Below are 25,956 nucleotides of genomic sequence, written 5' to 3' on the forward strand. Positions count from 1 at the left end.
TTCACCTTGTCATGGCCGATGTCCGTTCGGCACCGGATTTTCTCGCCGATTCGGCTAACGTGTCCCGCGTGTCCGGTCTTCCCTCCTTACGGTCCGTGCTCCTCGTGGCGGCGGCCGTGGCCGTCATGACGGCGCTCGGCGGGGGAGTGGCCGTCCTGCTGGGCGGCGACCCGCACGACGCGGCCCGGCAGCCGGTGCGGCGGGCCCAGCTCGGGGAGCGCCAGCAGATACGGCTCGACCAGCTCGTACCCACCACCGCGCCGGCCAGGAACGACGCCGAGCCGGCGGCCGGCGGGCCGGGCGTCACCGTCACCCCGCCCAGCATGATCGCCATCGCCCGCGGCGAGGTGCCGAAGAGCGCCCGCCTGGCCCTGGCCAAGGTCAGGAACGTGCAGAAGGTCGTCGTCGTGGACGCGGGCGCCGTCCGGGTGTCGGGCACCTCGCTCAACCTGCTGGCGGTCGAGCCGGCCGCCTTCCGGTCGTGGACGCCGAAGGCCGTCGCCGAGCACCCCGGCGTCTGGAGCGCGCTGGCGCGCGGCGAGTTGGTGGCCGACGCCGCCGCGACCCGCCGGCTGGGGCTCGTGCTGGGCGCCGAGTACCAGGTGGACGGCGGCCCGCGGCTGCGCGTCGCGGCGTCGGCCGCGCTCGGCCTGCGCGGCGTGGACGGCCTGGTGAGCGCCGGCCGCGGCCAGGAGCTGCGGATGGCGCGCGGCGTCGCGGTGCTGCTGCACGGCAAGGGCGGCGCGATCAGCCAGGCCCGCGTGCGCCGGCTGCTCGGCGCCGGCACCCAGGTCGTGTCCCTCGTTCCCGAGAAGGCCCGGGAGAAGAAGAAGCCCCAGGCCCCGGCCACGGCCGCGACCGCCGCCCCCACCGCTCCGGCAAGGGGCCGCCCCGCCAGCTACCTGGACCTGTACAAGCAGTCGGCCACCCGCTGCCCCGGCCTGTCCTGGACGGTGCTGGCGGCCATCGGCCAGGTCGAGAGCTCACACGGCCGCAACAACGGGCCGTCCAGCGCCGGGGCGCTCGGCCCGATGCAGTTCATGCCCGCCACCTGGAAGGTGTACGGCGTGGACGGCGACGCCGACGGCAAGGCCGACATCTGGAGCCCGTACGACGCGGTGCCAGGAGCCGCCAACTACCTGTGCGCGAACGGCGCCGGCAAGGGCGGCGAGAAGCTGCGCAAGGCGATCTGGTTCTACAACCACTCCTGGGACTACGTGAACAAGGTCATGGGCGTCGCCGAGGGCTACGCCCGCGCCTACACCTGAGCCCGGGCCGATGCTGGCCGGACCGGGGAGGGGCAGCAGGTCAGCGGGCACGGCACCGGCTCCGGCTCGTCCATCAGCTCGCGCACCATCCGCACGAACGCGGGATGGGTGCCGGCCGTCGCCGCCCGCTCCATCGGCAGCCCCAGCTCGGCGGCCACCTGCCGGGCCTCGGTGTCCAGGTCGTAGACGACCTCCATGTGGTCGGAGACGAACCCGATCGGCACCAGCACCACCGCCGGGGCGTCGACCTTGCGCAGGTGGTCGCACACGTCGGGCTCCAGCCACGGCACCTGCGGCGGGCCGCTGCGCGACTGCCACACCAGGTCCCACGGCTGCGTGCGGCCCAGCGCCCGGTTGACCAGCTCGGCGGAGCGGCGCAGCTGCGCCTCGTACAGGCCGCCCTCGGGGCCGGCGGTGCGGGCCATGCTCAGCGGGACGCTGTGCGCCGTGAACACCAGGCGGGCGTCGTCGCGGCCCAGCCGGTCGAGGGCCTGCCGGGTGTGGTCGGTCATCGCCTCGACGAAACCGGGATGGTCGCCGTAGTGCCGCATCTTGACCAGCTCGGGGCCGTCTTCGAGGGAGATGCGCTCGATGTCCTCGTAGTACTGGCGGCAGCTGGAGTAGCCGGCGAACGCCGAGGTGGCGAACACCGCCGCCCTGCGGACGCCGTCCTCCTTCATCCGCCGCACCGTGTCCTCGCCGAACGGGTGCCAGTTGCGGTTGCCCCAGTACACCGGCACGCCCGCCACCGGGCGCAGCGCCTCGACCAGGTCGCGGTTCTGCTGGTTGATCGGGCTGACCCCGCCGAAGCCCAGGTAGTGCTCGGCCACCGCCAGCAGCCGCTCGCGCGGCACGCCGCGGCCCCGCACGACGTTCTCCAGGAACGGCATGACGTCGTCGGGACCCTCGGGGCCGCCGAAGGACAGGACCAGAAGCGCGTCGTAGTTCCCCACGTGCCAACCCTATGCCGGAGTGCGCGCGGCCCCCCGCGAGGGATGTGAGTGACCGAGCCGCCGCACGTGGTGCGGTCATGAACAGGTAGGTTCGATCGGGTGAGCGCATTCAACGACATACGTGATTACGTGGCCATCCCTCGGGTTCTCTCGCTGAAGCTCGCGCCGGACGGATCCCGGCTCGTGTCCGTCGTGCAGTCGCTCAACCCCGACGGCAAGTCGTTCGGCACGGCGCTCTGGGCGGTCCCCGTCGACGGTGAGCCGTACCGCCTGACGCGGTCGTCCAAGGGCGAGAGCGCGGCCGCGTTCACCCGCGCGGGGGACGTGCTGTTCACCTCCGCCCGCCCGGACACCACGGCCAAGGACGCCGGAGAGGAGGTGCCGGCGCTGTGGCTGCTGCCGCGCGCGGGCGGCGAGGCGCGGCAGGTGGCCGCGCGGCCCGGCGGCATCTCGTCCTTCCGCACGGCGGGCGACGTCGTGGTGTTCGCCTCCGACGTGCTCGGCGGCGAGGAGGCGGCCGAGGAGGAGCGCCGCAAGGCGCGCAAGGACGCCGGCATCAGCGCGATCCTGCACGAGGGCTACCCGGTGCGCTACTGGGACCACGACCTGGGCCCCGGCCGCACCCGGCTGTTCGCCGCCCGGCTCGGCGCCGACCGCCTGGAGGACGTGCGCGACCTGACGCCCGACCCGGGCGAGGCGCTGCGCGACGCCACGTTCGACCTGACGCCCGACGGCGCGACGCTGGTGACGACCTGGCGGGTTCCGCTGCCGCGCGGCGAGGTGCGTACCGAGCTGGTCGCGATCGACGTGGCCACCGGCGAGCGGCGCGTGCTGTTCGGCGACGACGCCCACGACTTCGGCGGCCCGATCGCGGTCTCGCCCGACGGCGCCCGCGTCGCCTGCTCCCGTGAACGGCTCACCGCGCTCGACGTGCCGGCCCGCTCCGAGCTGTGGATCGGCGACCTGGCCACCGGCGAGGGCCGCGTGTACGCGCCCGACCTGCTGTTCCACATGGACGTGGAGTGGGCGCCCGACTCCTCGGCCGTCTACGTCGCGGCCGACCACCAGGGCCGCCGCCCCGTCTTCCGCGTCGCGGCCGGCGAGGACCCCGCGGAGCCCGTCCGGGTCACCGAGGACGACGCCTCCTACCTCGGGCTCAACGCCTCGCCCGACGGCCGGTTCCTGTACGCGCTGCGCAGCGGGGTCGGCATCGTGCCCGGCCCGGTGCGCATCGACACGGCGCAGGGCGGCGCGGCGGCCGAGATCGCCGCCCTGCCCTCGCCCGCGCCCCGCCCCGAGCTGCCCGGCACGCTCACCGAGATCTCCGCCACCGCCGACGACGGCGTGCCGATCCGCGGCTGGCTCGTCCTGCCGGAGGGCGCCTCCGCCGACGACCCCGCGCCGCTGGTGGTGTTCATCCACGGCGGCCCGCTCGGGTCCTGGAACGACTGGCAGTGGCGCTGGCAGTCGTGGATCATGGCGGCGCACGGCTACGCGGTCCTCATGCCCGACCCGTGCATGTCCACCGGCTACGGCCAGGCCATGATCGACCGCGGCTGGGGCGACTGGGGTCCGCGCACGATGGCCGACCTCGACGTGATCGTGGACGCCGCCGTGGCCAGGGACGACATCGACGCCGGGCGGACCGCCGCGATGGGCGGCTCCTACGGCGGCTACATGGCCAACTGGATCGCCGGCCACAGCGACCGCTACAAGGCGATCGTCACCCACGCCTCCCTGTGGAACCTCGAGCAGTTCGTCGGCACGACCGACGCCGCCATGTACTGGCAGCGCGAGTTGGGCCCGGCCGGCTCCGAGCGCTACGCCAAGCTGTCGCCGCACCTGTCGCTGGGCGAGATCCGCACCCCGATGCTCGTCATCCACGGCGACAAGGACTACCGGGTGCCGATCGGCGAGGCGCTGCGCCTGTGGTGGGACCTCCAGCGCACCGAGGTCGAGGCGAAGTTCCTCTACTTCCCCGACGAGAACCACTGGATCCTCAAGCCCGGCAACGCCGTCGCCTGGTACGAGACCGTCCTGGCGTTCCTGGCCCAGCACGTGCTGGGCGAGGAGTGGAAGCGGCCGGAGTCGGTGGCGTGATGAACGAGTTCGCGCGGCTGGCCGAGGAGATCGCGCGCGAGGCGGGCGACATGCTGCTCGCCAAGCGGCCGACGATGTCCGAGGTCGTCGAGACGAAGTCCAGCCCCACCGACGTGGTCACCACGCTCGACACGGCGTCGGAGCGGCTGATCCGCGCCCGCATCCAGGAGGCCAGGCCGGGCGACCGCGTCCTGGGCGAGGAGGGCGGCGAGGCGGGCGGTGACTCCGGCGTGCGCTGGATCGTCGATCCCATCGACGGCACCGTCAACTTCCTGTACGGCCTGCCGGAGTGGGCGGTGTCGATCGCGGTCGAGGTGGACGGCCAGGTCGTCGCCGGCGTCGTCAACGTGGTGCCGCGGGGCGAGGTGTTCACCGCGGCGCTCGGCGAGGGTGCCTGGCTGGGCGCCGAGCGGCTGCGCTGCAACACCGGGGTGCCGCTGGCGCAGGCGCTGGTCTCCACCGGGTTCGGCTACGACGCCCGGCGGCGAGCCGTCCAGGGGAGGGTGCTGGCCGAAGTGCTGCCCCGGGTGCGCGACATCAGGCGCGGCGGCTCGTGCGCGGCGGACCTCTGCTCGGTGGCGGCGGGCCGCGTGGACGGCTACTACGAGCGGGGCGTCAACCGTTGGGACTACGCGGCGGCCGGGCTGATCGCCGCGGAGGCGGGGGCGCGGGTGGCGGGCCTGAACGGCAAGCCGGCCTCTTCCGAGCTGCTGCTGTGCGCGGCGCCGGGGCTGTTCGAGGAGCTGCACGACCTGCTCGCGCCGCTCGACCCCGAACGCGACGCCTGACCGCTCCCGGCCGGCCCGCGCAGGCGTGGAACGGCCGGGCTCGTGGACATGTGAAACGGCCGGACCCCCTTGAGGAGGGGGCCCGGCCGTTCCTACGCGTGATCAGCGGGTGTGTTTCGCGCCTGATCAGCAGGGCAAGGGAATGCCGTGATCGTCCGCCAGCCGGCGCAGGTCCTCGATCTCGGCGGTGAGGGTGTCGGCGAGGTAGTCGTCGCCGGCGCTACGGGCCTGCTGGAGGCCCTGGTAAGCCTGGTCGAGGCGGCGTTCGATCGTCGTGGTGAACTCGCCCATCTCACCTACTTTCTGCGGGGTTCGAGCTTCCCAGGGAGAAGCGGCACCCATACGAGGCCGTGCCCTCATGGCACGTCGATGGATGTCCCGCTGGCATACCCAGGGCGCTCGCTGTCCGAAACATGAATTCTCGGAGGCGTTGCGGCAGGTTGTCGGCGCATGCCTTACCGTGCGCTTATCGAAGGCGTGTGCAGAATGAGTGCCGAGAATGGGAGAGGGGTGCACGGGCGTGCGAGTGCTGGTGGTTGAGGACGAGCGGGTGCTCGCCGACGCGATCGCGACCGGCCTGCGGCGCGAGGCCATGGCGGTCGACGTCGCCTACGACGGCGGCGGCGCGCTGGAACGCACCTCCTACATCGACTACGACGTGATCGTCCTGGACCGCGACCTGCCGGTCGTCCACGGTGACGAGGTGTGCCGCCGCCTGGTGGAGCAGCGCTCGGCCTCGCGGATTCTCATGCTCACGGCCTCGGGCGACGTGGACGACAAGGTGGAGGGGCTGGGCCTGGGGGCCGACGACTACCTCGCCAAGCCGTTCGTGTTCATCGAGCTGGTCGCCCGGGTGCGGGCGCTCGGCCGCCGCTCGGCCCCGGCGCTGCCGCCGGTGCTGGAGCGGGCCGGCATCCGCCTCGACCCGGGCAAGCGGCTGGTCGAGCGCGACGGCCGGGAGATCATGCTCACCAAGAAGGAGTTCGCGGTCCTGGAGGAGCTGATGCGCGCCGAGGGCGCCGTCGTCAGCCAGGAGGACCTGCTGGACAAGGCATGGGACGAGAACATCGACCCGTTCACCAACGTGGTGCGGGTCACCATGATGACGTTGCGCAAGAAGCTGGGCGACCCGCAGGTGATCGAGACCGTGCCCGGGGTGGGGTACAAGCTGTGAGCCGTGCCCTCCCGGGCGGTGTCGTCACAGGGCCGGTGCAGGGGCGGGCGAGGGGCCCGGCGGAGGGGGCTGTGTGACCGAGAGGCAGGAGCGGCGCGAGAATCCGGTGCCCACGCACCCCATGATCAGCCCGCATTCGGAGCGCAAGGCCACCCGGCCGAACGAGGCGCCGCCGCCGAGCGGCCCGCCGGTCTGGGACGGCCCGCCGCCGCCCAGCTACGCGCCCGTCCAGCGGTCGGCGCGCGAGCTGGTGCGGGAGCTGCCCGGCAGGGTCAGCATCCGCTGGCGGCTCACCCTCACCTACAGCGCGCTGTTCCTGGTGGCGGCCGGCGTGCTGCTGTTCTCCATCTACGCGATCGTCGGGCGGGCCATCGACGAGGCGTGGCTGCCGCTGGACCTGAGCGGCGTCGATCCGATCGACGCCGCCATCACGCAGCGCCGGTGGGGCATCGCGCAGCAGCAGGCCGTGCAGACGGCGCGCGACGTCCTGCTGAGCAGCTCCGTGCTCGCCCTGGTGGGCGTGGGCATCCTGGCCCTCATCCTCGGCTACTTCGTCGCCGACCGGGCGCTGCGCCCGGTGACCCAGATGACGACCACGGCCCGCAAGCTGTCGGAGAGCAACCTCGCCCACCAGCGCATCGACCTGCGGGGCCCCGACGACGAGCTGAAGGAGCTGGCCGACACCTTCGACGCCATGCTCACGCGGCTCAACGTCGCCTTCGACACCCAGCGCCGGTTCGTGGCCAACGCCTCCCACGAGCTGCGCACCCCGCTGACCATCAACCGGACGGTGCTGGAGATCGCCCTGTCCGATCCGGAGGCGTCGGAGGACCTCAAGGCGCTGGGCCGTACCCTCCTGGAGGTCAACGCCCGCAACGAGAAGCTCATCGAGGGCCTGCTGCTGCTGGCGCGCAGCGAGCGGGAGCTGGCGGTGCGCAAGCCGCTGGACGTCAAGGACGTGGCCACGTCCGCCGTCGAGCAGGTGACGCCGTTCGCCGAGGAGCACGGGGTCACGATCACGACCGAGCTGGTGAGCGCGCCGACCGTGGGCGACCCGGTGCTCCTGGAACGCTCCGTGAGCAACCTGCTGGAGAACGCCGTCAAGTACAACGCCCCCGAGAACGGAAAAGTCTGGATCCGGACGGGAATGGTGGACGGGGCCTTGGTTGTTCAGGTGGCCAACACGGGACAGCACGTCCCGGCGTACGAGGTCAACAGCCTTTTCGAGCCGTTCAGAAGGCTCCACGCGGACCGCGTGGACTCGGCCAAGGGGGCCGGCCTCGGACTGTCCATCGTGCGCGCCGTGGTGCAGGCTCACGGCGGCAACGTGACCGCCGTGCCACGAGAGGGCGGAGGACTTGTGGTGACCATCCGGCTTCCGAGTCGCTGATCCGGCGTGTTGGTCGGGTGGGGGCGTCTCGTTCTTGCCGCACATGTGGTTGGATGTGCCGTCGAACACGGTGGTGCGGGACGCCAGGCTGTGGGTTTGGCCATATTTGGCTAACCATTGCCGATGGCAGAAGGCCCTGACGTGTTGGGAGGTTCAGTGTTCGTTCAACCGGGGTACCGATGCACAATCTCCCCACCGGAGCGGGCACAAGACACACCTGCCAGACGTTAGAAGACGCGCGACGAGCGCGAAGACATATGGATGAGGGGGATGGAGTAGCACCATGGCTACCGACTACGACAGCCCGCGCAAGACAGACGACGACCTCGGTGAGGACAGCCTGCAGGAGCTGCAGGCCAGGCGCACCGACAAGTCGTCCGGCAGCATCGACATCGACGAGACCGATCTCGCCGAATCGCTGGAGCTGCCCGGCGCGGATCTGTCCAACGAAGAACTCAGCCTGCGGGTGATCCCGCGCCAGGCCGACGAGTTCACCTGCTCGCGGTGTTTCCTCGTGCACCACCGCAGCCAGCTGGCCTCCGAGAAGAACGGCCAGCAGGTCTGCCGGGAGTGCGCGGCCTGACCACGGAGCGAGACAGCTCGCCCGCGGCGGCATGGAACGACGCCGCCTGGGCAACGAGCTGTCGCGACCAGAGGACGGAGGCTTCCGCGTGGCCCGACCGGACAGGCATCAGCGAGACAGCGACGAGCCGCACGACCACAAGGACGACCGACACCGGCAGGACGGGGACCGGCAGGACCGGGACCCGCGGCCGGACGACGAGCTCGCCGGCACCGATTCGGAGGTCGGCGAGCTCGTCGGCAAGCTCACCGAGCCCGGCCAGCTGGAGCCGGCCGAGCGGCGCAGGCTGCTCGGCCGTCTAGCCCGCAGCCTGAGCTCCGGCCAGTGGAAGGCGCGCGCCGAGGGCACCGGGCGGGGCCGCTGGCTGGCCGACATCTTCCTCAGCATCGCGCCCCGCATCCCCATCCGCGACCTCCACACTCTCTCCGAGCACCACCATGGCCTGACCGGCGAGCAGCTCGCCGACGACCTCATCCGCACCGCCCAGAAGGCCACCATGACGGTCGGCGCCATCGGCGGAGCGCTCGCCGCGGCCGAGTTCGCCGCGCCGCCCCTCCTTCTGTCGGCCCCGGCCCAGCTCGTGGCCGAGACCATCGTGGTGGCCGCCATCGAGGTCAAGCTCCTCGCCGAGCTGCACGAGGTCTACGGCGTGCGCGTCCAGGGCACCGGCCCGCAGCGCGCCGCCGCGTTCACCGCCGCATGGGCCAGGCAGCGCGGGATCGACCCCCTCGCCCCCGCGTCCGTCACCCTCGCGCTCGGCGCGGCCACCAAGACGGCTCTGCGCAACCGCCTCATGCGCACGCTCGGCCGCCACCTGACCACGCTCGGCCCGTTCCTCACCGGCGCCGTGGCCGGGGGCACGCTCAACCGCATGGCCACCAAGAAGCTCGGCCAGGCCATCCGCGACGACCTGCGCGGCAAGCTGCCCCCTCCGCCGCCCCAGCGCGGGATCGGCCGCTAGTGCTGTGACCGGGATGGTTCACCGTGATCGGGAGACGGCTCACGGACCGGCCGCGTTTCGCGAAGCGACTGGTATTACTGGCATATGCAGGAAGAGACCGCGCGGTCCGCGATCGACACGTTCATCTCCGCGTTCAACGCCTCGGACGACAGCTATGTGACTGCGCTGCTCTCCCAGGCCCTGACCTCGGACGTGGTCTTCTGGGGGCCGTTGGGCCGCAGCCAAGGGATCGAGGCTGTCGAGCGGTTCGTGCTGGACATCCGGAGCCACCCGGCGGGGACCGGCACGATGGTGCGCTGCTCGGCGGTGGACATGCCTGACGAGTGGGCCCGGTACCAGTGGGTCTTCACCACGCCGGATGGAGGTCCCCACCTGGCGGGAACGGACGTCGTCCATCTGCGGCGGAGCCTCATCGACCAGATCATCGTCTTCGCGGGGGAGATCGAGCCGTCCGCTTCCTAAGTCATCCTTCTCTGGCGCCGTCCTTGTCCTGAACCGTCGTCGGCCTGCACCAGCTGGGCGATCACAGGCACCCGGTTCCCGCCGCCGCGCAGGCCGCCGAAGGTCATCCGCACCAGCGTGTCCGCCAGGTCCTCCGCGGAGCCGCCGCGCGCCGGGCGGTACCACTCGGTGATCGAGTTGACCGCCCCGAACAGCAGCCGCGTCACCAGCACCGGGTCCAGGTCGGGCCGGATCGCGCCCTCGGCCGCCGCCTCCTTCACCAGATGGCTGACGAAGGCGTCGAAGGCGCGCCGCCGCTCCAGCGCCCGCCGCTCGGTCGCGCTGTTGCCCCGCACGCGCAGCAGCAGCGTCACGTACGGCAGGCGGTCCACCAGGATGCGGACACTCTCCCGCACCACCCACTCCAGGCGCTCGATCGCCGGCCCGGAGCCGGCCCGCTCGTCGGCGACCAGCTCCGACAGGCCGTCCAGCGCCCGGTCGAGCGCCAGCGCGAGCAGCTGCTCCTTGCCCGCCACGTGGTGGTAGATGGCCGACTTCGTGACCCCCAGCGCCCTGGCCAGGTCCTCCATGCTGGTGCCGTCGTAGCCGCGCTCGTTGAAGACGTCCACGGCGATCGCCAGGACGGACTCGGGATCGTGCCCCCGCCTGCCCTGGCGAGGTTGTACGGCCATGGCGCCATTATCCCCAGTCGCGTATCTCGGTTGCGGACCACCCGCTTCTGCCCCCGCCCGGATGTCTCGCTTGTCAACTGACCGAATGTTCGGTAAACACGTCAGCGTCTGCCCGAACCGCGGCAAGAGAGGTCGGAAAAGCATGTTCGACCAGCATCGCGAGACTCTCGACCGGGCCCTCGCGGCCATCGCCGGCCGGGGCTACTGGAGCGCCTACCCGGAGTCCCCCTCACCGCGGGTCTACGGCGAGGGGGCGGCCGAGCGGGGCAAGGCCGCGTTCGAGGCCCACCTGGGCAAGCCGTTCGAGCTGGACCAGCCGGGCACCGGCGGGTGGGTCGGCGCCGAGCGCTCGCCGTACGGGCTCGACCTCGGCGTCACCTACCCCGAGCCGGACGCCGGGCTGCTCGTCGAGGCGGCCAAGGCCGCCCTGCCGGCCTGGCGCGACGCCGGGCCCGACGCCCGCGCGCTCGCCTGCGTGGAGATCGTCCACCGGATCAACCAGCGCTCGTTCGAGCTCGCGCACGCGGTGCAGCACACCACCGGGCAGGCGTTCGTGATGGCCTTCCAGGCCGGCGGGCCGCACGCGCAGGACCGCGCGCTGGAGGCCATCGCGTACGGCCACGCCGCCATGACCGCCTCGGCCGCCTCGGCCCGCTGGGAGAAGCCGGCCAAGGGCGACCCGCTGGTCATGACCAAGACCTTCACGGCCGTGCCGCGCGGCGTCGCGGTGGTGATCGGCTGCAACACCTTCCCGACCTGGAACGCCTACCCGGGGCTGTTCGCGTCGCTGGTCACCGGCAACCCGGTGATCGTCAAGCCGCACCCGCGGGCGATCCTGCCCCTGGCGATCACCGTGGGCATCGCCCGCGAGGTGCTCGCCGAGGCCGGCTTCGACCCGGCGCTGGTGTCGCTGGCCGTGGAGGAGGGCCAGGGCCTGGCCGTGACCCTCGCCACCCATCCCGGCGTGCGGATCGTGGACTTCACCGGGTCCACCGAGTTCGGCCAGTGGCTGGAGGCCAACGCCCGCCAGGCGCTCGTCCACACCGAGAAGGCCGGGGTCAACACGGTCGTCGTCGACTCGGCCGGCTCCTTCCGCGGCATGCTCGGCAACCTGGCGTTCTCGCTGTCGCTCTACAGCGGGCAGATGTGCACCACCCCGCAGAACATCCTCATCCCCGCCGGCGGCATCGAGACCGACGAGGGGCACAAGAGCTTCGAGGAGGTGGCGGCGGGACTCGCCGGGGCCGTCGGACGGCTGCTGGGCGACGAGGCGCGCGCGGTGGAGCTCACCGGCGCGATCGTCAACCCGGACGTGCTGGCCCGTCTGGAGGCCGCGCCGTCGCTGGGCGAGGTGGTGCTGGAGTCCCGGGCGCTCAAGCACCCGGCCTTCCCCGACGCGGTCGTGCGCACGCCCGTGATCGTCCGCGTGGACGCCGGCCGTGAGGACGTGTACGGGCGGGAGCACTTCGGGCCGATCGCGTTCGTCGTGCCCACGGCCTCGACGGAGGAGAGCCTGGGCCTGCTGCGCCGGGTGACCGCCGCGCGGGGGGCGCTCACGGCGGCGGTGTACTCGACGTCGCCCGAGGTGCTGGCGCGGGCCGAGCGGGCGGCCCTGGAGGCGGGGGTCAACCTGTCGTGCAACCTGGAGGGGGGAGTGTTCGTCAACCAGTCGGCGGCCTTCAGCGACTACCACGGCACGGGGGCCAACCCGGCGGCCACGGCCTCGCTCACGGACCCGTCCTTTGTCGCCGGCCGCTTCCACATGGTCCAGTCCCGCCGCCCGGCCGGGGGGTGAACGCCGCCCGTTGCCCGGATAAATGGGAAACGTCCGTTGTGTGTGATATGCGGCATTCACGTTTGTTTTCGCAGGTCCTGGGCAGGGTCTAAGGGCGCCGTTCCGTACGCGAGCTCGCGGCGACGCACGCTCCCGGCGCGAGGGCGGTGATGCGGCGGCGAGGCTCGGCGGCGGGCGCCGGAAGCCGTGTGTCGCGGCTCCCGCACAGGTGAGCCTAGGAGGACTTGGGTGAGTGGCCGTAGCTCGTTCCTGATCGTCGCCAACCGGTTGCCGGTGGATCGCACGGTCGAGCCCGACGGAACGGCCTCGTGGCGCAGGAGCCCCGGCGGGCTCGTGACCGCCATCGCGCCGGTGATGCAGCGCCGTCACGGAGCCTGGCTCGGGTGGCACGGCGCCCCCGACGAGAAACTGGAGCCCCTGGAACAGGGCGGCATGAGCCTCATCCCGGTGCCGCTGTCGGCCCGCGAGGTCGAGCTGTACTACGAGGGCTTCTCCAACGCCACGCTCTGGCCGCTCTACCACGACGTGGTCGCGCCGCCGGTCTTCGACCGGGAGACCTGGGAGGCCTACCGCGCCGTCAACGAGCGCTTCGCCGTCGCCGCGGCCGAGGCCGCCGACGAGGGCGCCGTCGTCTGGGTGCAGGACTACCAGCTCCAGCTCGTGCCCGCCATGCTCCGCAAGCTCCGGCCCGACCTGCGGATCGGCTTCTTCCTGCACATCCCGTTCCCGCCGGTCGAGCTGTTCTGGCGGCTGCCCTGGCGCAAGGAGCTCGTCGAGGGTCTGCTCGGGGCCGACCTCGTCGGCTTCCAGCTGCCCGGCGGCGCCGCCAACTTCCGCCGGCTCTGCCGCCGCCTGCTCGGCCTGCCGTACAAGGGGAACGAGATCTTCGTGGAGGACCGGACCGTCACCACGCAGGCGTTCCCGATCTCCGTCGACTTCGGCGAGCTCGACTCGCTGGTGCGCGAGCCGCACATCATCCAGCGCGCCAAGGAGATCCGGGCCGAGCTCGGCGACCCCGAGCACATGCTGCTCGGCGTGGACCGCCTCGACTACACCAAGGGCATCGGCCAGCGCCTGGAGGCGTTCGGCGAGCTGCTCAAGGAGGGGACGCTCGCCCCCAACGAGGCGGTGTTCGTGCAGATCGCCACGCCCAGCCGGGAGCGGGTCGAGGAGTACAAGCGGCTGCGCGACGACATCGAGCTCCAGGTGGGCCGGATCAACGGCGAGCACGCGATGCTCGGCCTGCAGCCCATCCAGTACTTCCACCAGTCGTACGGCCGCGAGGAGCTGGCCGCGCTCTACCTGGCCGCCGACGTCATGGTCGTCACGCCCCTGCGCGACGGCATGAACCTCGTCGCCAAGGAGTACGTCTCCTGCCACCAGGACCTGCACGGCGCGCTCGTGCTCAGCGAGTTCACCGGGGCGGCGGACGAGCTGCGGCAGGCGTACCTGGTCAACCCGTACGACATAGAGGACGTCAAGCGGCAGATGATCTCCGCCATGCGGGCCACGCCGCACGAGCTGTCCCGGCGGATGCGCACGATGCGCCGCCGGGTCGCCACCTACGACGTGGACCGCTGGGCGAGCGAGTTCCTCACGGCACTCGAGTCACCTGCTTCACCGACCGCCACGCCTCATAGCGCTTCTTGGCAGTCCGATTGACCACGATCTGCGCCACCGACATGCCGACGCCCATGAGCACCGCGTAGCCGATGGCCTCGCCCATGCCGACCTCGGGGGAGTCGGGATCGACAGGCGGCTCCTTGCCCGTCGCCTTCACCCAGACGAACCCGAGGGCCTTGCGCGCCACCCACGCGGTCGCCAGTCCCATCAGCCCGCCGATGACCCGCCAGGCCAGGTCCGGCCTCTCATCTGCCATACGGACGTCTCCTTCCCCTCTGTAACGAACCCTAGTCTGCAACGCTGGCGTGACCCGCGAAGCCGTACCATATGGAGGCATGACTCAACAGCGACTACGCCATGCCGCCATGCCGGAAAAACCGTCTCTCGACGGCTTGGAGCAGGTATGGGTAGCCCGCTGGGAGCAGGAGGGCACCTACCGCTTCGACCGGTCGAAGACGCGTGAGCAGATCTACTCGATCGACACGCCCCCTCCGACCGTCTCCGGCTCGCTGCACGTGGGTCACGTCTTCTCCTACACCCACACCGACACCATCGCCCGCTTCCAGCGGATGCGCGGGCGTGAGGTGTTCTACCCCATGGGCTGGGACGACAACGGCCTGCCCACCGAGCGCCGCGTGCAGAACCACTTCGGCGTCCGCTGTGACCCCTCGGTGCCCTACGACCGCGACTTCACACCTCCCGCCAAGCCCGACCCCAAGCGGCAGGTGCCGATCTCGCGGGGCAACTTCATCGAGCTGTGCGAGCGGCTGACCATCGAGGACGAGAAGGCGTTCGAGGACCTGTGGCGCCGCCTCGGGCTGTCGGTCGACTGGTCGATGACGTACGCCACCATCGACGGCGCCGCGCGGGCCGCCTCCCAGCGGGCGTTCCTGCGCAACCTCGCCCGCGGTGAGGCGTACATGGCCGAGGCGCCGACGCTGTGGGACGTCACCTTCCGCACCGCCGTCGCCCAGGCCGAGCTGGAGGACCGCGAGTGGCCGGGCGCGTTCCACCGGATCTCCTTCTACGGAGAGAAGGGGCCCATCTGGATCGAGACCACCCGGCCCGAGCTGATCCCCGCCTGCGTGGCGCTGGTCGCCCACCCCGACGACGAGCGCTACCAGCCGCTGTTCGGCACGTCGGCGCTGTCGCCGCTGTTCGGCGTCGAGGTGCCGGTCCTCGCCCACCACCTCGCCGAGCCCGACAAGGGCTCCGGCATCGCGATGATCTGCACGTTCGGCGACCTGACCGACGTCACCTGGTGGCGCGAGCTCGGGCTGCCCACCCGGCCCGTCATCGGCCGTGACGGGCGGCTGCTGCCCGAGCCCCCGGAGGGCGCCGAGCGCGAGCCGTACGAGCAGCTGGCCGGAAAGACCGTCCACAGCGCCCGCGAGCGCACCGTGGAGCTGCTGCGCGAGGCCGGCGACCTCGACGGCGAGCCGCGGCCGGTCCAGCGCACGGTCAAGTTCTACGAGAAGGGCGACCGGCCCCTGGAAATCGTCACCACCCGCCAGTGGTACATCCGCAACGGCGGGCGCGACGCTGAGCTGCGTGAGCGGCTGCTCGGCCGGGGCTCGGAGCTGAGCTGGCACCCGCCGCACATGCGGGTCCGCTACGACAACTGGGTGCAGGGCCTGGCCGGCGACTGGCTGATCTCCCGGCAGCGCTTCTTCGGCGTGCCGTTCCCCGTCTGGTACCCGCTGGACGACGCCGGCGAGCCCGACCACACCCGGCCGCTGCTGCCGCCCGAGGACCTGCTGCCGGTGGACCCGTCGTCGCAGGTCCCCGAGGGCTACACCGAGGACCAGCGGGGCAAGCCCGGCGGGTTCGTCGGCGACCCGGACGTCATGGACACCTGGGCCACCTCCTCCCTCACGCCGGAGATCGCGGGCGGGTGGGAGCGCGACCCCGACCTGTTCGCGCGGGTCTTCCCGATGGACCTGCGCCCGCAGGCCCACGAGATCATCCGCACCTGGCTGTTCTCCACCGTCGTGCGGGCCCACCAGGAGTTCGGCACGCTGCCGTGGAGCGACGTGTCCATCTCCGGGTGGATCCTCGACCCCGACCGCAAGAAGATGTCCAAGTCCAAGGGCAACGTCACGACGCCGCTCGGGCTGCTGGAGGAGTACGGCTCCGACGCGGTCCGCTACTGGGCGGCCAGCGGGCGGCCCGGCACCGACACCGCGTTCGACACCGGGCAGATCAAGGTCGGGCGGCGGCTCGCCATCAAGATCCTCAACGCCTCGAAGTTCGTGCTCGGCTTCCCCGAGGCCGACGCCGAGGTGACCGAGCCGCTCGACCTGTCCATGCTGGCCGGGCTGGCCGACGTGGTGGACGAGGCCACCCGGGCGTTCGAGGACTACGACTACACCAGGGCCCTGGAGGCGGCCGAGCGGTTCTTCTGGTCGTTCTGCGACGACTACCTGGAGCTGGTCAAGGCCCGCGCCTACGAGTCCGGCGCGGCCGCCGCCTCCGCCCACGCGGCCCTGCGGCTCGCGCTCGACGCGCTGCTGCGGCTGTTCGCGCCCTTCCTGCCGTTCGTCACCGAGGAGGTGTGGTCGTGGTGGCGGCCCGGCTCCGTCCACCGCTCCGCCTGGCCGGCCGTCGAGCGCGGGACCGGCGACCCGGCCGTGCTGACCGTGGCCTCCGAGGTGCTCCGGCGCGTGCGCAAGGCCAAGTCGGAGGCCAAGCTGTCCATGCGCGCCGAGGTGTCCCGCCTCACGGTGTCCGGACCCGAGGCCGGGCTCGTCCGGCTCGCGCAGGACGACCTGTGCGGGGCGGGCAACGTCGAGGAGTTCGTCCTGCGGGACGGGCCCGAGTTCGCGGTGGAGGTCGCCCTCACCGAGACCGCCTGACGTCCCTGGTGTCCCGGCGCCGGGTGCGCCCGATCGTTTTAAGGGCGCGCATCCCGGCGCCGGACGTGCCAGTCTGGGGATGTGCTGAGAGACCGCCCCACCAAGCTCGTGCCTCCCGTGCTGGCCAAGATGGCCGCATGGTCGGGGTGCCTGATCCTCGTCGGCGTGGTGGTCTACTTCTTCGCGCAGGGCGTCGGGCGGCTCAGCTTCGTCGCCCTGCCCGTGGCGGTCGCCCTCCTGCTGACGGCGCTGCTGTTCCCCCTGGCCAGGAGCCTGCGCGAGGCCGGGATGCGGCCCATCTACGCCACCTGGATCACCATGCTGGTCGCGCTGGCCGTGCTCGCCGGCACCGGCTGGCTGGTCGGCGCCCGCGCCACGGAGGAGTTCCCCAACCTCGTCCAGCAGGTCCAGGCGACCTCGCGCGAGGTGCAGAAGTGGCTCATCACCGGCCCGCTGCACCTCAAGCAGGCGCAGATCACCGACTACGTCGACGAGATCGCGAACATGGTCAACACCCAGCGCAGCGCCATCACCGGCACGGTGCTGACCGCGGGCGCCGTCGCCTTCGAGGTGCTCGCCTCGATCGTGCTGCTGCTGTTCGTCACGTTCTTCCTGCTGAAGGACGGCGACCGGATCTGGTCGTGGTTCCTGCGGGCCTTCGGCGAGATGGCGCCGCGCGTCGACCGGGCGGGCCGCGCGGCGTGGACCACGCTCTCGCACTACGTGCAGGGCACCGTGGCCGTCGCCGCCGTCCACGGCCTCATCATGGGCATCGTGCTGGCCGGCATGGGCGTGCCGCTGTGGGCGCCGCTGGCCGTGCTCATCTTCTTCGCCAGCTTCATCCCCATCGTCGGCATCTTCTTCGCCGGCACGGTCGCCACGCTCGTCACGCTGGGCGCCAAGGGCCCCGTCTACGCCCTGATCTTCGTCGGCGTCCTCGTGGTCGAGCAGCAGCTGGAGAACCATGTGCTCCAGCCGCTCATCGTCGGCCGGGCCCTCAACTTCCACCCGCTGGCCATCATCCTCGTCCTGGCCGTGGGCGGCATCCTCGGCGGCATCGCCGGGGCGGCGGTCGCCGTCCCGGTCGCGGCGGTGATCTACCGGGCGCTGCCCGAGCTGCGGCACGACCCACCGGCCCTGCCACCGGGAGAGCACGCGGACGAGGACGACGCCGGGGGAGAGCCGCCCGGCGAGGACGGTGGCGCGGGAGAGCCGACCGGCGACGGCGAGCGTCCCGAGCCGGTGCGGGCGCTTCCCGGCGGCACCCCCGCCGCGGCGGGAGCGCCAGGCGGCGAAAGGCCGGCCGACAGCGAGTAATCTCGTCACTCGTGACCCGTACCGCTCCACCGGCCTCATGGCCCCGCACGACACTCCACCCGGGCACCGGGTGTGACCGGATCACTCTCCGGAGGGCGTACCTTGAGGCTGAGGGGCGCATCGGCGCCCCGGAGCACCACGACGAGGTGAACCCGTGACCGCGACCGACCGCGACGCGGCGGGGCTCCGGCCCGGAACGCCCACGGACGCCCCGGCCGAGGCCCCGCTGGAGATCCTCATCCAGCGGCTCGACCCCGGCCTGCCGGCACCCTCGTACGCCCATCCGGGCGACGCGGGCGCCGACCTGCGCGCCGCATGCGACGCCGAGCTCGCGCCCGGCGAGCGCGCGGTGGTGCCGACCGGCGTCGCCATCGCGCTGCCCGACGGCTACGCCGCGTTCGTCCACCCGCGCTCCGGCCTGGCCTCCCGGCACGGCGTCACCCTGGTCAACGCGCCCGGCACGGTCGACGCCGGCTACCGGGGCGAGATCAAGGTGACGATGATCAACACCGACGCCAGGGAGCCGTTCCGGGTGCGGCGCGGCGACCGCATCGCCCAGCTCGTCGTCCAGCGGGTCGAGCGGGCGGCCTTCCGCGAGGTGGCGGAGCTGCCGGGGTCGGCGCGGGGCGCGGGCGGGTTCGGCTCGACGGGGCGCTGACCGGGGTCCGGCCGCCGACAGGGTTCACAGAGCACTGACCAGGGAGAGTGAGAGACGTGTTCCGACGCCGTCGTCGCGAGCATCCGCAGGGGCCGGCCGACTCGGCCAAGGCCCCGGCCGAGCCCATGCGCGAGTCCGGTCCGTGGGACTCCGACGAGCCCCACCCCGAGCACGACCGGGTCGACCTCGGTGGCCTGCTGCTGCCGCACAACCCCGACTTCGATGTACGTCTGGCCTCCGTCGGCGACCAGCACATCGGTGTCGTCGTCATCCACGACGACAGCACGCTCCAGCTCCAGGCGCTGGCCGCGCCCCGGTCCATGGGGCTGTGGGACGAGGTCAGGACCAAGATCACCCAGCAGGTGCCGTCCCTCCAGGAGCGCGAGGGACCGTTCGGCGCCGAGCTGAGCGGCGAGATCACCGCCGACGGCCAGACCCGCCAGGCGCGCTACCTCGGGGTCGACGGGCCCCGCTGGTTCCTGCTCGCCGTCGTCCACGGCCCGGCCGCCGCCGACGAGGCCCTCGCCGCGCCGTTCCTCGACTTCCTGCGCGACGTCGTCGTCGTCCGCGGCACCGAGCCGATGGCGCGCGAGGAGCCGATCGCGCTGCGCCGCCCCAACGAGCACGGCGGCCCGGACGAGGACCGGACGGGCCTCAACCCGTTCCGGCGCGGACCTGAGATCAGCGAGATTCGCTGACGGCCTCCCATCGCATAGGCTGTTTCATCATGACTACGGCAGGGACTCCCAAACGGGGGTTGCGCGGGTTCTTCAGTCGGCTGGCCTCACCCCAGTCCGAGATCGAGGCGCAGATGCTGCGCCAGGACGCCGAGCAGACGGGCGCGACGCCGATCGCCTCGTGTGGCGGCAGACGCCGGTTCTGTGTAGCCGGTACGCTACGTACGGTGACGCTGCGGCCGAGGGGAGGAGCCCCCGCGCTCGAGGCGGAGCTGTACGACGGGTCCGACGTGATCGACCTGGTCTGGCTCGGCCGCCGCAAGATCGCGGGCATCGAGCCCGGCCGGATCGTCAAGGCCGAGGGCCTGGTGAGCATGCAGGACGGCCGCAAGGTGATGTTCAATCCGCGCTACGAGCTGCGCCCAGGGAGTTGATCAGGTGAAGGCCGAGGCCGGAGACGCCGCCCACGACACCGTGGAGTCAGCCGTTCGAGCCCAGCTCTCCAAGGCGTTCGGCGGTGTGCGGGGCATCATCGAGGCGGCGGTGCCGACGGCGGCGTTCACGCTGGCCTGGATCTCCACCGAGGAGCTGAAGCTGTCGCTCATCGTCAGCGTCTCGCTGTCGGTGCTGCTGCTGCTCGCGCGGGTCCTGCAGCGCTCGACGCCGCAGTTCGTCATCAACAGCCTGATCGGCATCGCGATCGGCGCCTTCTTCGCCAGCCGCACCGGCGACGCCAAGGACTACTTCCTGCCGGGCATTCTGTGGAACGGCGCCTACGCGGTGGCCATGCTGCTGTCCGTCGTCGCCCGCTGGCCCGTGGTCGGGTTCCTCATCGGCTCGGTGACCGGCGACCCGACGGGGTGGCGCAAGGACCCGGGCGTCGTCCGGCTCTGCTCCCGGCTGACGTGGCTGCTCATGATCCCGTGCGTGGTGCGGGTGGCGGTGCAGCTTCCGGTCTACCTGTTCGGTGGCGACGAGGCGGTGGCGGCGCTGGGCGTCACCAAGATCGCCATGGGGTGGCCGCTGCAGATCGCGGCCCTGACCGCCATGATCTGGGTCCTCGGCCGCGGCCGCACCCCGATCAACCCCGTCGCCCCGGTCTGACCCGCCCCCACCCCACGACAAGCCGTAAGGCCCGGTCCCGCCCGTGTCGGCGGGACCGGGTCAGTGCTGCGACAACAGGTGGGCGAGCTCCTGCTCGACCTCCTGGGTGGCGACGAACAGCAGCTCGTCGCCCGCCTCCAGCGGGTCGTCGTCGGAGGGCACCAGCACGCTGCCCTCGCGCAGGATCGCCACGAGCGCCGAGTCGGCCGGCCACGGCACCGAGCCGGCCCGCTGGCCCACCACCGGCGCGTCCTCGGCGAGCGTGAGCTCCACCAGGTTGGCCTGCCCCTGGCGGAACGTCAGCAGCCGCACCAGGTCGCCGACGCTGACCGCCTCCTCGACGAGCGCGCTCAGCAGGCGCGGCGTCGAGACGGCCACGTCCACGCCCCACGACTCGTTGAACAGCCACTCGTTGTTGGGATGGTTGATCCGGGCGACCACCCTCGGCACGCCGTACTCGGTCTTGGCCAGCAGCGACACCACCAGGTTGACCTTGTCGTCGCCGGTGGAGGCGACGACCACGTGGCAGTTGTTCAGGCCCGCCTCGTCCAGCGAGGCGATCTCGCAGGCGTCGGCCAGCAGCCACTCCGCCCGCGGCACGCTGTCGATCTTGATGGCCTTGGGATCCACGTCGATGAGGAGAATCTCGTGCCCGTTCTCCAGCAGCTCGGCGGCGATGGACCGGCCCACGGCCCCGGCCCCCGCGATCGCGACGCGCATCAGTCGTCCTTCTCCGGTGCGGCGGCGAGCACCTTGTTGATCCGGTCCATGTCGTTCTCGGCGGCGATGACGTGCAGGATGTCGCCCTCCTGGAGCACCGTGTCGTCGGCGACGACCAGCGACTCGCCCATCCGGTTGATGAACGCGGCCCGGCACCTCGCCCTGGGCTCCAGGTCGACGGCGCGCGTGCCGACCCAGGACGGGTGGACGGGCACCTCGGCCAGGACGACCCGGCCGGTCGGGTCGCGCCACAGCGGCTCGGCCCCCTCCGGCAGGATGCGCCGCAGGATCTGGTCGGCCGTCCAGCGCACGGTGGCCACCGTGGGGATGCCCAGCCGCTGGTAGACCTCGGCCCGGCGAGGGTCGTAGATCCGGGCCACGACGTTGTCCACGCCGAACGTCTCCCGGGCCACCCGGGCCGAGATGATGTTGGAGTTGTCCCCGCTGGAGACGGCCACGTACGCGGTGGCGGACTCGATGCCGGCGTCGGTGAGTACGTCGCGGTCGAAGCCGATGCCCGTCACCCGCCGGCCGCGGAACCCCGCCCGCAGCCGGCGGAACGCCTGCGGATCGCGGTCGATGATCGCGACCGAATGGCCGCCGTCTTCGAGAATGTGAGCCAGGGTCGATCCGACCCGCCCGCATCCCATGATCACTATATGCATACTCCCCCGCATCTCGCGGTCGGCCGGTTGCTCGACACCAGTATGGCCTGATAGGGGAGCGCTCGGCTGCGTGGCCGAATCGGGGACTAGGCTCTGGTTACGTGGCGAAGGTGACAGATCTTCTGAAACGCGTCCTGGTAGGCCGGGCGCTGCGGAGCGGGCAACTGCACGAGCAGCTGCTGCCCAAGCGCATCGCGCTGCCGGTGTTCGCCAGCGACGCCCTGTCCTCCGTGGCGTACGCGCCGCAGGAGATCCTCGTCATCCTCTCGCTGGCCGGTGTCTCGTTCTACACCTACAGCCCGTGGATCGCGCTCGCCGTGGTGCTGGTCATGCTGACGGTCGTCGCGTCGTACCGGCAGAACGTCCACGCCTATCCCAGCGGCGGCGGCGACTACGAGGTGGCCACCACCAACCTCGGGAAGAACGCCGGGCTCACCGTGGCCAGCGCCCTCATGGTCGACTACGTGCTGACCGTGGCCGTGTCCGTGGCCAACGGCGTCGACTACGTGGGCGCCACCATCCCGTTCGTCGCCGAGAACAAGCCCGCGGTCGCCATCACCATCGTCATCCTGCTCACCGTGGTCAACCTGCGCGGCCTGCGCGAGTCGGGCGCCGCCTTCGCCGTCCCGACGTACGCGTTCATGGCCGCGGTGATCGGCCTCGTCCTGTGGGGCGGGTTCCGGCTGCTGGTGCTCGGCGACCAGCTGCACGCGCCCAGCGCCGACTTCGACATCGTCCCGGAGCAGAGCGACCTGGCGGGGTTCGCCGCCGCGTTCCTCGTGCTGCGGGCGTTCTCCTCCGGCTGCGCGGCGCTGACCGGCGTCGAGGCCATCAGCAACGGCGTGCCGGCCTTCCGCAAGCCCAAGAGCAAGAACGCCGCGACCACCCTGCTCATGATGGGCCTGGTCGCGATCACCATGTTCGGCGGCATCATCGCGCTCGGCCTGGCCTCCGGGGTGAAGGTGGCCGAGCCGTCCGTGGTGGCGACCGACCTGCTCAGGCCCGACGGGACGCCCGTCGGCCCCGGCTACTACCAGCAGCCGATCATCTCCCAGGTGGCCGACGCGGTCTTCGGCGGCGGCTCGGCGCCGTTCGTGGTGATCTCCGCGGTGACGGCCCTCATCCTGTTCCTGGCCGCCAACACCGCCTTCAACGGCTTCCCGGTGCTCGGCGCGATCCTGGCCCAGGACCGCTACCTGCCGCGCCAGCTGCACACCCGCGGCGACCGTCTCGCGTTCTCCAACGGCATCGTCCTCCTCGCCCTCGGCGCCTGCCTGCTGCTGTGGGGGTTCCAGGCCGACGTCAGCCGCCTGCTGAACCTCTACATCGTCGGCGTCTTCGTCTCCTTCACCCTCAGCCAGACCGGCATGGTCATCCACTGGACGCGCCACCTGAAGACCGAGACCGACCCGCAGGTCCGCCACCGGATGCACCGCTCGCGCACCATCAACTTCTTCGGCGGCGTCATGACCGGCATCGTGCTCGTCGTCGTGCTGCTCACCAAGTTCCTGGTCGGCGCGTGGATCGTGTGCCTGGCGATGCCGGTCCTGTTCCTCATGATGAAGGGCATCCGCCGGCACTACGACAACGTGGCGGCCGAGCTGGAGATCACCGGCGAGTACGACGCGTCGATGCTGCCCGCGCGCAACCACGCCATCGTGCTCGTCTCCAAGATCCACAAGCCCACCATGCGGGCCCTCGCCTACGCCCGCGCCACCCGGCCGTCCACGCTGGAGGCCGTCAGCGTGGGCGTGGAGGGCCCCGAGGCGCGCCAGCTCCAGGACGAGTGGGAGCGCCGCGGCATCCCGGTGCCGCTCAAGATGCTCGACTCGCCGTACCGGGAGATCACCCAGCCGATCCTCGACTACGTCAAGACGCTGCGCCGCCGTTCGCCGCGCGACGTGGTGACGGTCTTCATCCCCGAGTACGTGGTCGGGCACTGGTGGGAGCACCTGCTGCACAACCAGAGCGCGCTGCGGCTGAAGGCCCGGCTGCTGTTCAAGCCCGGCGTGATGGTGACGAGCGTGCCGTGGCAGCTCCACTCCTCCGACCGGCTCAAGGGCCGCCCGGAGCCGTACGCTCCTGGCTCGGTGCGGCGCTCCTGGGACGACCCCGCCAAGGACAAGGAGATCCAGACCGGCTGACGGCCGGCGGGGCCTTCGACGTGCGGGACCCGCGCGGGCGGGGCATAGGGTGTCGATGTGGAAGTGGAACAGGCATCTTTGGAGCTCACGGTCGGCCCGGTCGCGCACGGAGGCTGGTGCGTCGCCCGGCACGAAGGGCGCGTGGTGTTCGTCCGGCACGCGCTGCCGGGCGAGCGCGTCGTCGCCGCCGTGACCGAGGAGACCTCCCGCTTCCTTCGTGCCGACGCCGTGGAGATCCTGGAGCCCTCACCCGACCGCGTCGTGCCACCCTGCCCCTACGCCGGCCCCGGCCGGTGCGGCGGCTGCGACTGGCAGCACGCCACCCTGGAGGCCCAGCGCGCGCTCAAGGCCGAGGTGGTGGCCGAGCAGTTGCGCAGGCTCGCCGGCATCGACCGGAAGGTCGTGGTGGAGGAGGTGCCGGGCGCGCCCGACGGCCTCGGCTGGCGCACCCGTGTCCAGCTCGCCGTACGACCGGACGGGGCGCCGGGCTTCCGCAAGCACCGCTCCCACGACATCCAGCCCGTCGACGCGTGCCTGATCGCCCACCCGGAGGTGGAGGCGGTCGGCGCGGAGCTGCGTGAGTGGCCCGGGGCGGCGGGCGTCGAGGTGATCGCCTCAGCGGGCGGCGACCGCGCCGTGGTGGTCAAGCCGCGCCCGCGCCGCACGGTGCCCGTGCCCGACCTCGACGCGCCGACCTCGATCCTGCTCGACCAGGGCAAGGGCCGCACGGTGCCGCGCCACGGCTCGGGCGTGCTGCGCGAACGGGTCGGCGACCGGGAGTTCCGGGTGTCGGGCAGCGGCTTCTGGCAGGTCCACCCCGGCGCCGCGGAGACGCTGCTGGACGCGGTCCTGACCTTCGCCGCCCCGGAGCCGGGGGAGTGGGCGCTCGACCTCTACTGCGGGGTGGGCCTGTTCGCCGCCGGCCTGGCCGAGGCGGTGGGACCGGAGGGAGCCGTCTTCGGCCTGGAGTCGGACGCGGCGGCGGTCCGCGACGCCCGCGCCAACCTCCGCGACCTCCCGCAGGCGCGCGTGGAGCGGGGCCGGGTCGAGGAGGCCCTGGACCGCTTCCAGATCGAACGCGCCGACGTGGTCGTGGTGGACCCGCCCCGCGCCGGCCTCGGCCGCGAGGTGGTGGACCGCGTCGCGAGCCTGGAGGCGCCACGCATCGTCTACGTCTCCTGCGACCCGGCCACCCTGGCCCGCGACCTGGCCTGGCTGGACGAGCGCGGCTACGGCCTCACGGACCTGCGCGCCTTCGACGCCTTCCCGATGACCCACCATGTGGAGTGCGTGGCCCTGCTGGCCAAGAAGGCGGTCTAGCCTCTGGCCGACGTCACAGCACGCTGGGGCGGCCGCGGTCAACGATGTGAAGGGGAACGTCCTGCTCGATCCGGGCCAGGACAGCCAGCGCGTTGCCGCCCTGGGCGGCGGCGTACTCCGCCTCTGTCAACGCCGCGACCTGAAGGAACGTGAGCGCGCCGTTCGGCGTCTCGATGGTGCCCAGTTCCGGGTCGACAGCGAAGGCCAGGGCCGCGAGCTCTGTCGGGGTGTTCTCAGGCTGGCCTGGATGGTCGTTGAAGAAACCGGGCGCGACGTGGATGGTGTGCCCGGGGGAGAAGGGGCGTTGGACGATCACGTATCTGGCCAGTTGCTGGAGGATGACGGCCGCCCACATCGGAGGTCCGGCGTCTTCGGGGTCCTTGGCCACGCGCAGGCTGAACTCGATGCCCCAGCCCGACAGCTCGGCTATGTCGCTGGTCTTGTCGTACAACTCTGACAAGCCGCAGCCGACCATGTGCCAGTGAGGGCGTGGGTCGTCGTGGTCGTAGTTGCGAATGGCGTCCAGGGGGTCAGGGCCGCCTAGAGAGTAGGGGCGTTCCGGCGCCCAGTCTGGCCATGGAGTGTCGCGGCCGTAGTGCTCACGGAGCACAGCGTTGATGGCATCCCAACCATTGATCGGTTGCGCAGTATCGATCACCGACCGAACATTACTGGCGAGTCTCCAACTTCGTGGCATCAGGACCAAGTCGGGCATCCGGCGTCGCCTC

Annotated in this window: 25 protein-coding genes; 18 read left to right on the top strand and 7 right to left on the bottom strand. The window is 71.8% G+C overall.

From position 1 onward, the window contains the following. Positions 1–68: 68 nt before the first annotated feature. The gene (locus tag ACIBG4_RS06370; protein WP_397200942.1) at positions 69–1,268 is read left to right on the top strand and encodes a lytic murein transglycosylase; all 1,200 of its coding nucleotides are present in this window, start codon (positions 69–71) and stop codon (positions 1,266–1,268) included. Here ACIBG4_RS06370 and ACIBG4_RS06375 read toward each other — a convergent pair. After that, positions 1,259–2,221, bottom strand: a complete 963-nt coding sequence (locus tag ACIBG4_RS06375) for a ferrochelatase (protein ID WP_397200943.1) — start codon at positions 2,219–2,221, stop codon at positions 1,259–1,261. The two genes, ACIBG4_RS06370 and ACIBG4_RS06375, sit on opposite strands and share 10 nt — an antisense overlap. Before the next feature lie 99 nt (positions 2,222–2,320). On the opposite strand from ACIBG4_RS06375, the gene ACIBG4_RS06380 reads away from it, so the two are divergent. Continuing rightward, positions 2,321–4,321: an alpha/beta fold hydrolase gene (locus ACIBG4_RS06380; protein WP_397200944.1), complete on the top strand. Its 2,001-nt coding sequence runs from the start codon at positions 2,321–2,323 to the stop codon at positions 4,319–4,321. Further along, positions 4,321–5,109, top strand: a complete 789-nt coding sequence (locus tag ACIBG4_RS06385; RefSeq protein ID WP_355440639.1) for an inositol monophosphatase family protein — start codon at positions 4,321–4,323, stop codon at positions 5,107–5,109. Before ACIBG4_RS06380 ends, ACIBG4_RS06385 begins: the two co-directional genes overlap by 1 nt. A 126-nt stretch (positions 5,110–5,235) precedes the next feature. Here ACIBG4_RS06385 and ACIBG4_RS06390 read toward each other — a convergent pair whose 3' ends face one another. Beyond that, complete coding sequence (locus ACIBG4_RS06390; RefSeq protein ID WP_310710934.1) at positions 5,236–5,400, bottom strand: hypothetical protein; 165 nt, start codon at positions 5,398–5,400, stop codon at positions 5,236–5,238. Between the two features lie 229 nt (positions 5,401–5,629). On the opposite strand from ACIBG4_RS06390, the gene ACIBG4_RS06395 reads away from it, so the two are divergent. From ACIBG4_RS06395 to ACIBG4_RS06415, 5 genes are all read left to right on the top strand, one after another. Next, entirely contained in the window at positions 5,630–6,283 is a 654-nt protein-coding gene (locus ACIBG4_RS06395; protein ID WP_397200945.1) for a response regulator transcription factor, read from the top strand. A gap of 121 nt (positions 6,284–6,404) precedes the next feature. Further along, positions 6,405–7,673 carry a sensor histidine kinase gene (locus ACIBG4_RS06400; RefSeq protein WP_397201238.1) on the top strand — a complete coding sequence of 423 codons (1,269 nt, stop codon included), beginning with the start codon at positions 6,405–6,407 and terminating at the stop codon, positions 7,671–7,673. A 283-nt stretch (positions 7,674–7,956) separates the two neighbouring features. After that, positions 7,957–8,256: a DUF4193 domain-containing protein gene (locus ACIBG4_RS06405; protein WP_020542847.1), complete on the top strand. Its 300-nt coding sequence runs from the start codon at positions 7,957–7,959 to the stop codon at positions 8,254–8,256. 88 nt (positions 8,257–8,344) lie between these two features. After that, positions 8,345–9,217, top strand: coding sequence for a hypothetical protein (locus ACIBG4_RS06410; protein WP_355440644.1), 873 nt, complete (start codon positions 8,345–8,347; stop codon positions 9,215–9,217). Positions 9,218–9,301: 84 nt separating this feature from the next. After that, on the top strand, positions 9,302–9,679 hold the full coding sequence (locus ACIBG4_RS06415; protein ID WP_397200946.1) for a nuclear transport factor 2 family protein: 378 nt from the start codon (positions 9,302–9,304) through the stop codon (positions 9,677–9,679). On the opposite strand, the gene ACIBG4_RS06420 is transcribed toward ACIBG4_RS06415, so the two are convergent. Further along, a complete protein-coding gene (locus ACIBG4_RS06420) occupies positions 9,676–10,350 on the bottom strand; it encodes a TetR/AcrR family transcriptional regulator (RefSeq protein WP_397200947.1) in 675 nt (224 codons plus the stop codon). The two genes, ACIBG4_RS06415 and ACIBG4_RS06420, sit on opposite strands and share 4 nt — an antisense overlap. A gap of 142 nt (positions 10,351–10,492) precedes the next feature. Here ACIBG4_RS06420 and paaN point away from each other — a divergent pair, with 142 nt between their 5' ends. Then, entirely contained in the window at positions 10,493–12,145 is a 1,653-nt protein-coding gene (gene paaN, locus ACIBG4_RS06425) for a phenylacetic acid degradation protein PaaN (protein ID WP_397200949.1), read from the top strand. A 228-nt stretch (positions 12,146–12,373) separates the two neighbouring features. Beyond that, positions 12,374–13,807 (top strand): trehalose-6-phosphate synthase, encoded by a 1,434-nt coding sequence (locus tag ACIBG4_RS06430; RefSeq protein ID WP_397200950.1) that lies wholly within the window; start codon positions 12,374–12,376, stop codon positions 13,805–13,807. Here the strand turns inward: ACIBG4_RS06430 and ACIBG4_RS06435 are convergent. Next, positions 13,740–14,024 (bottom strand): DUF4235 domain-containing protein, encoded by a 285-nt coding sequence (locus tag ACIBG4_RS06435; protein ID WP_310710941.1) that lies wholly within the window; start codon positions 14,022–14,024, stop codon positions 13,740–13,742. The two genes, ACIBG4_RS06430 and ACIBG4_RS06435, sit on opposite strands and share 68 nt — an antisense overlap. Before the next feature lie 79 nt (positions 14,025–14,103). Between ACIBG4_RS06435 and valS the strand changes: the two genes are divergently transcribed. From valS to ACIBG4_RS06465, 6 genes are all read left to right on the top strand, one after another. Next, positions 14,104–16,623: a valine--tRNA ligase gene (valS, locus tag ACIBG4_RS06440; RefSeq protein ID WP_397200951.1), complete on the top strand. Its 2,520-nt coding sequence runs from the start codon at positions 14,104–14,106 to the stop codon at positions 16,621–16,623. Between the two features lie 81 nt (positions 16,624–16,704). Next, positions 16,705–17,940, top strand: coding sequence for an AI-2E family transporter (locus tag ACIBG4_RS06445; RefSeq protein ID WP_397200952.1), 1,236 nt, complete (start codon positions 16,705–16,707; stop codon positions 17,938–17,940). A gap of 226 nt (positions 17,941–18,166) precedes the next feature. Further along, positions 18,167–18,598, top strand: coding sequence for a dUTP diphosphatase (gene dut, locus ACIBG4_RS06450; RefSeq protein WP_310711011.1), 432 nt, complete (start codon positions 18,167–18,169; stop codon positions 18,596–18,598). A 56-nt stretch (positions 18,599–18,654) separates the two neighbouring features. Next, a complete protein-coding gene (locus ACIBG4_RS06455) occupies positions 18,655–19,296 on the top strand; it encodes a DUF3710 domain-containing protein (RefSeq protein WP_397200953.1) in 642 nt (213 codons plus the stop codon). A 29-nt stretch (positions 19,297–19,325) separates the two neighbouring features. Continuing rightward, positions 19,326–19,709, top strand: coding sequence for an OB-fold nucleic acid binding domain-containing protein (locus ACIBG4_RS06460; protein ID WP_310710945.1), 384 nt, complete (start codon positions 19,326–19,328; stop codon positions 19,707–19,709). Positions 19,710–19,713: 4 nt separating this feature from the next. Next, on the top strand, positions 19,714–20,379 hold the full coding sequence (locus ACIBG4_RS06465; RefSeq protein ID WP_397200954.1) for a DUF3159 domain-containing protein: 666 nt from the start codon (positions 19,714–19,716) through the stop codon (positions 20,377–20,379). Positions 20,380–20,439: 60 nt separating this feature from the next. On the opposite strand, the gene ACIBG4_RS06470 is transcribed toward ACIBG4_RS06465, so the two are convergent. Further along, complete coding sequence (locus tag ACIBG4_RS06470) at positions 20,440–21,099, bottom strand: TrkA family potassium uptake protein (RefSeq protein ID WP_310710947.1); 660 nt, start codon at positions 21,097–21,099, stop codon at positions 20,440–20,442. Next, positions 21,099–21,764 (bottom strand): TrkA family potassium uptake protein, encoded by a 666-nt coding sequence (locus ACIBG4_RS06475; protein ID WP_310710948.1) that lies wholly within the window; start codon positions 21,762–21,764, stop codon positions 21,099–21,101. The genes ACIBG4_RS06470 and ACIBG4_RS06475 overlap by 1 nt, the downstream gene beginning before the upstream one ends. Before the next feature lie 101 nt (positions 21,765–21,865). On the opposite strand from ACIBG4_RS06475, the gene ACIBG4_RS06480 reads away from it, so the two are divergent. Both ACIBG4_RS06480 and ACIBG4_RS06485 read left to right on the top strand, forming a co-directional pair. Next, complete coding sequence (locus tag ACIBG4_RS06480) at positions 21,866–23,908, top strand: APC family permease (protein WP_397200955.1); 2,043 nt, start codon at positions 21,866–21,868, stop codon at positions 23,906–23,908. 57 nt (positions 23,909–23,965) lie between these two features. Next, the gene (locus ACIBG4_RS06485; RefSeq protein ID WP_397200956.1) at positions 23,966–25,228 is read left to right on the top strand and encodes a class I SAM-dependent RNA methyltransferase; all 1,263 of its coding nucleotides are present in this window, start codon (positions 23,966–23,968) and stop codon (positions 25,226–25,228) included. 13 nt (positions 25,229–25,241) lie between these two features. Here the strand turns inward: ACIBG4_RS06485 and ACIBG4_RS06490 are convergent, their stop codons facing one another. Beyond that, positions 25,242–25,886, bottom strand: a complete 645-nt coding sequence (locus ACIBG4_RS06490) for a suppressor of fused domain protein (RefSeq protein WP_397200957.1) — start codon at positions 25,884–25,886, stop codon at positions 25,242–25,244. Positions 25,887–25,956 lie beyond the last annotated feature (70 nt).

The sequence above is a fragment of the Nonomuraea sp. NPDC050383 genome, from assembly GCF_044459125.1.
Classification (GTDB): Bacteria; Actinomycetota; Actinomycetes; order Streptosporangiales; family Streptosporangiaceae; genus Nonomuraea.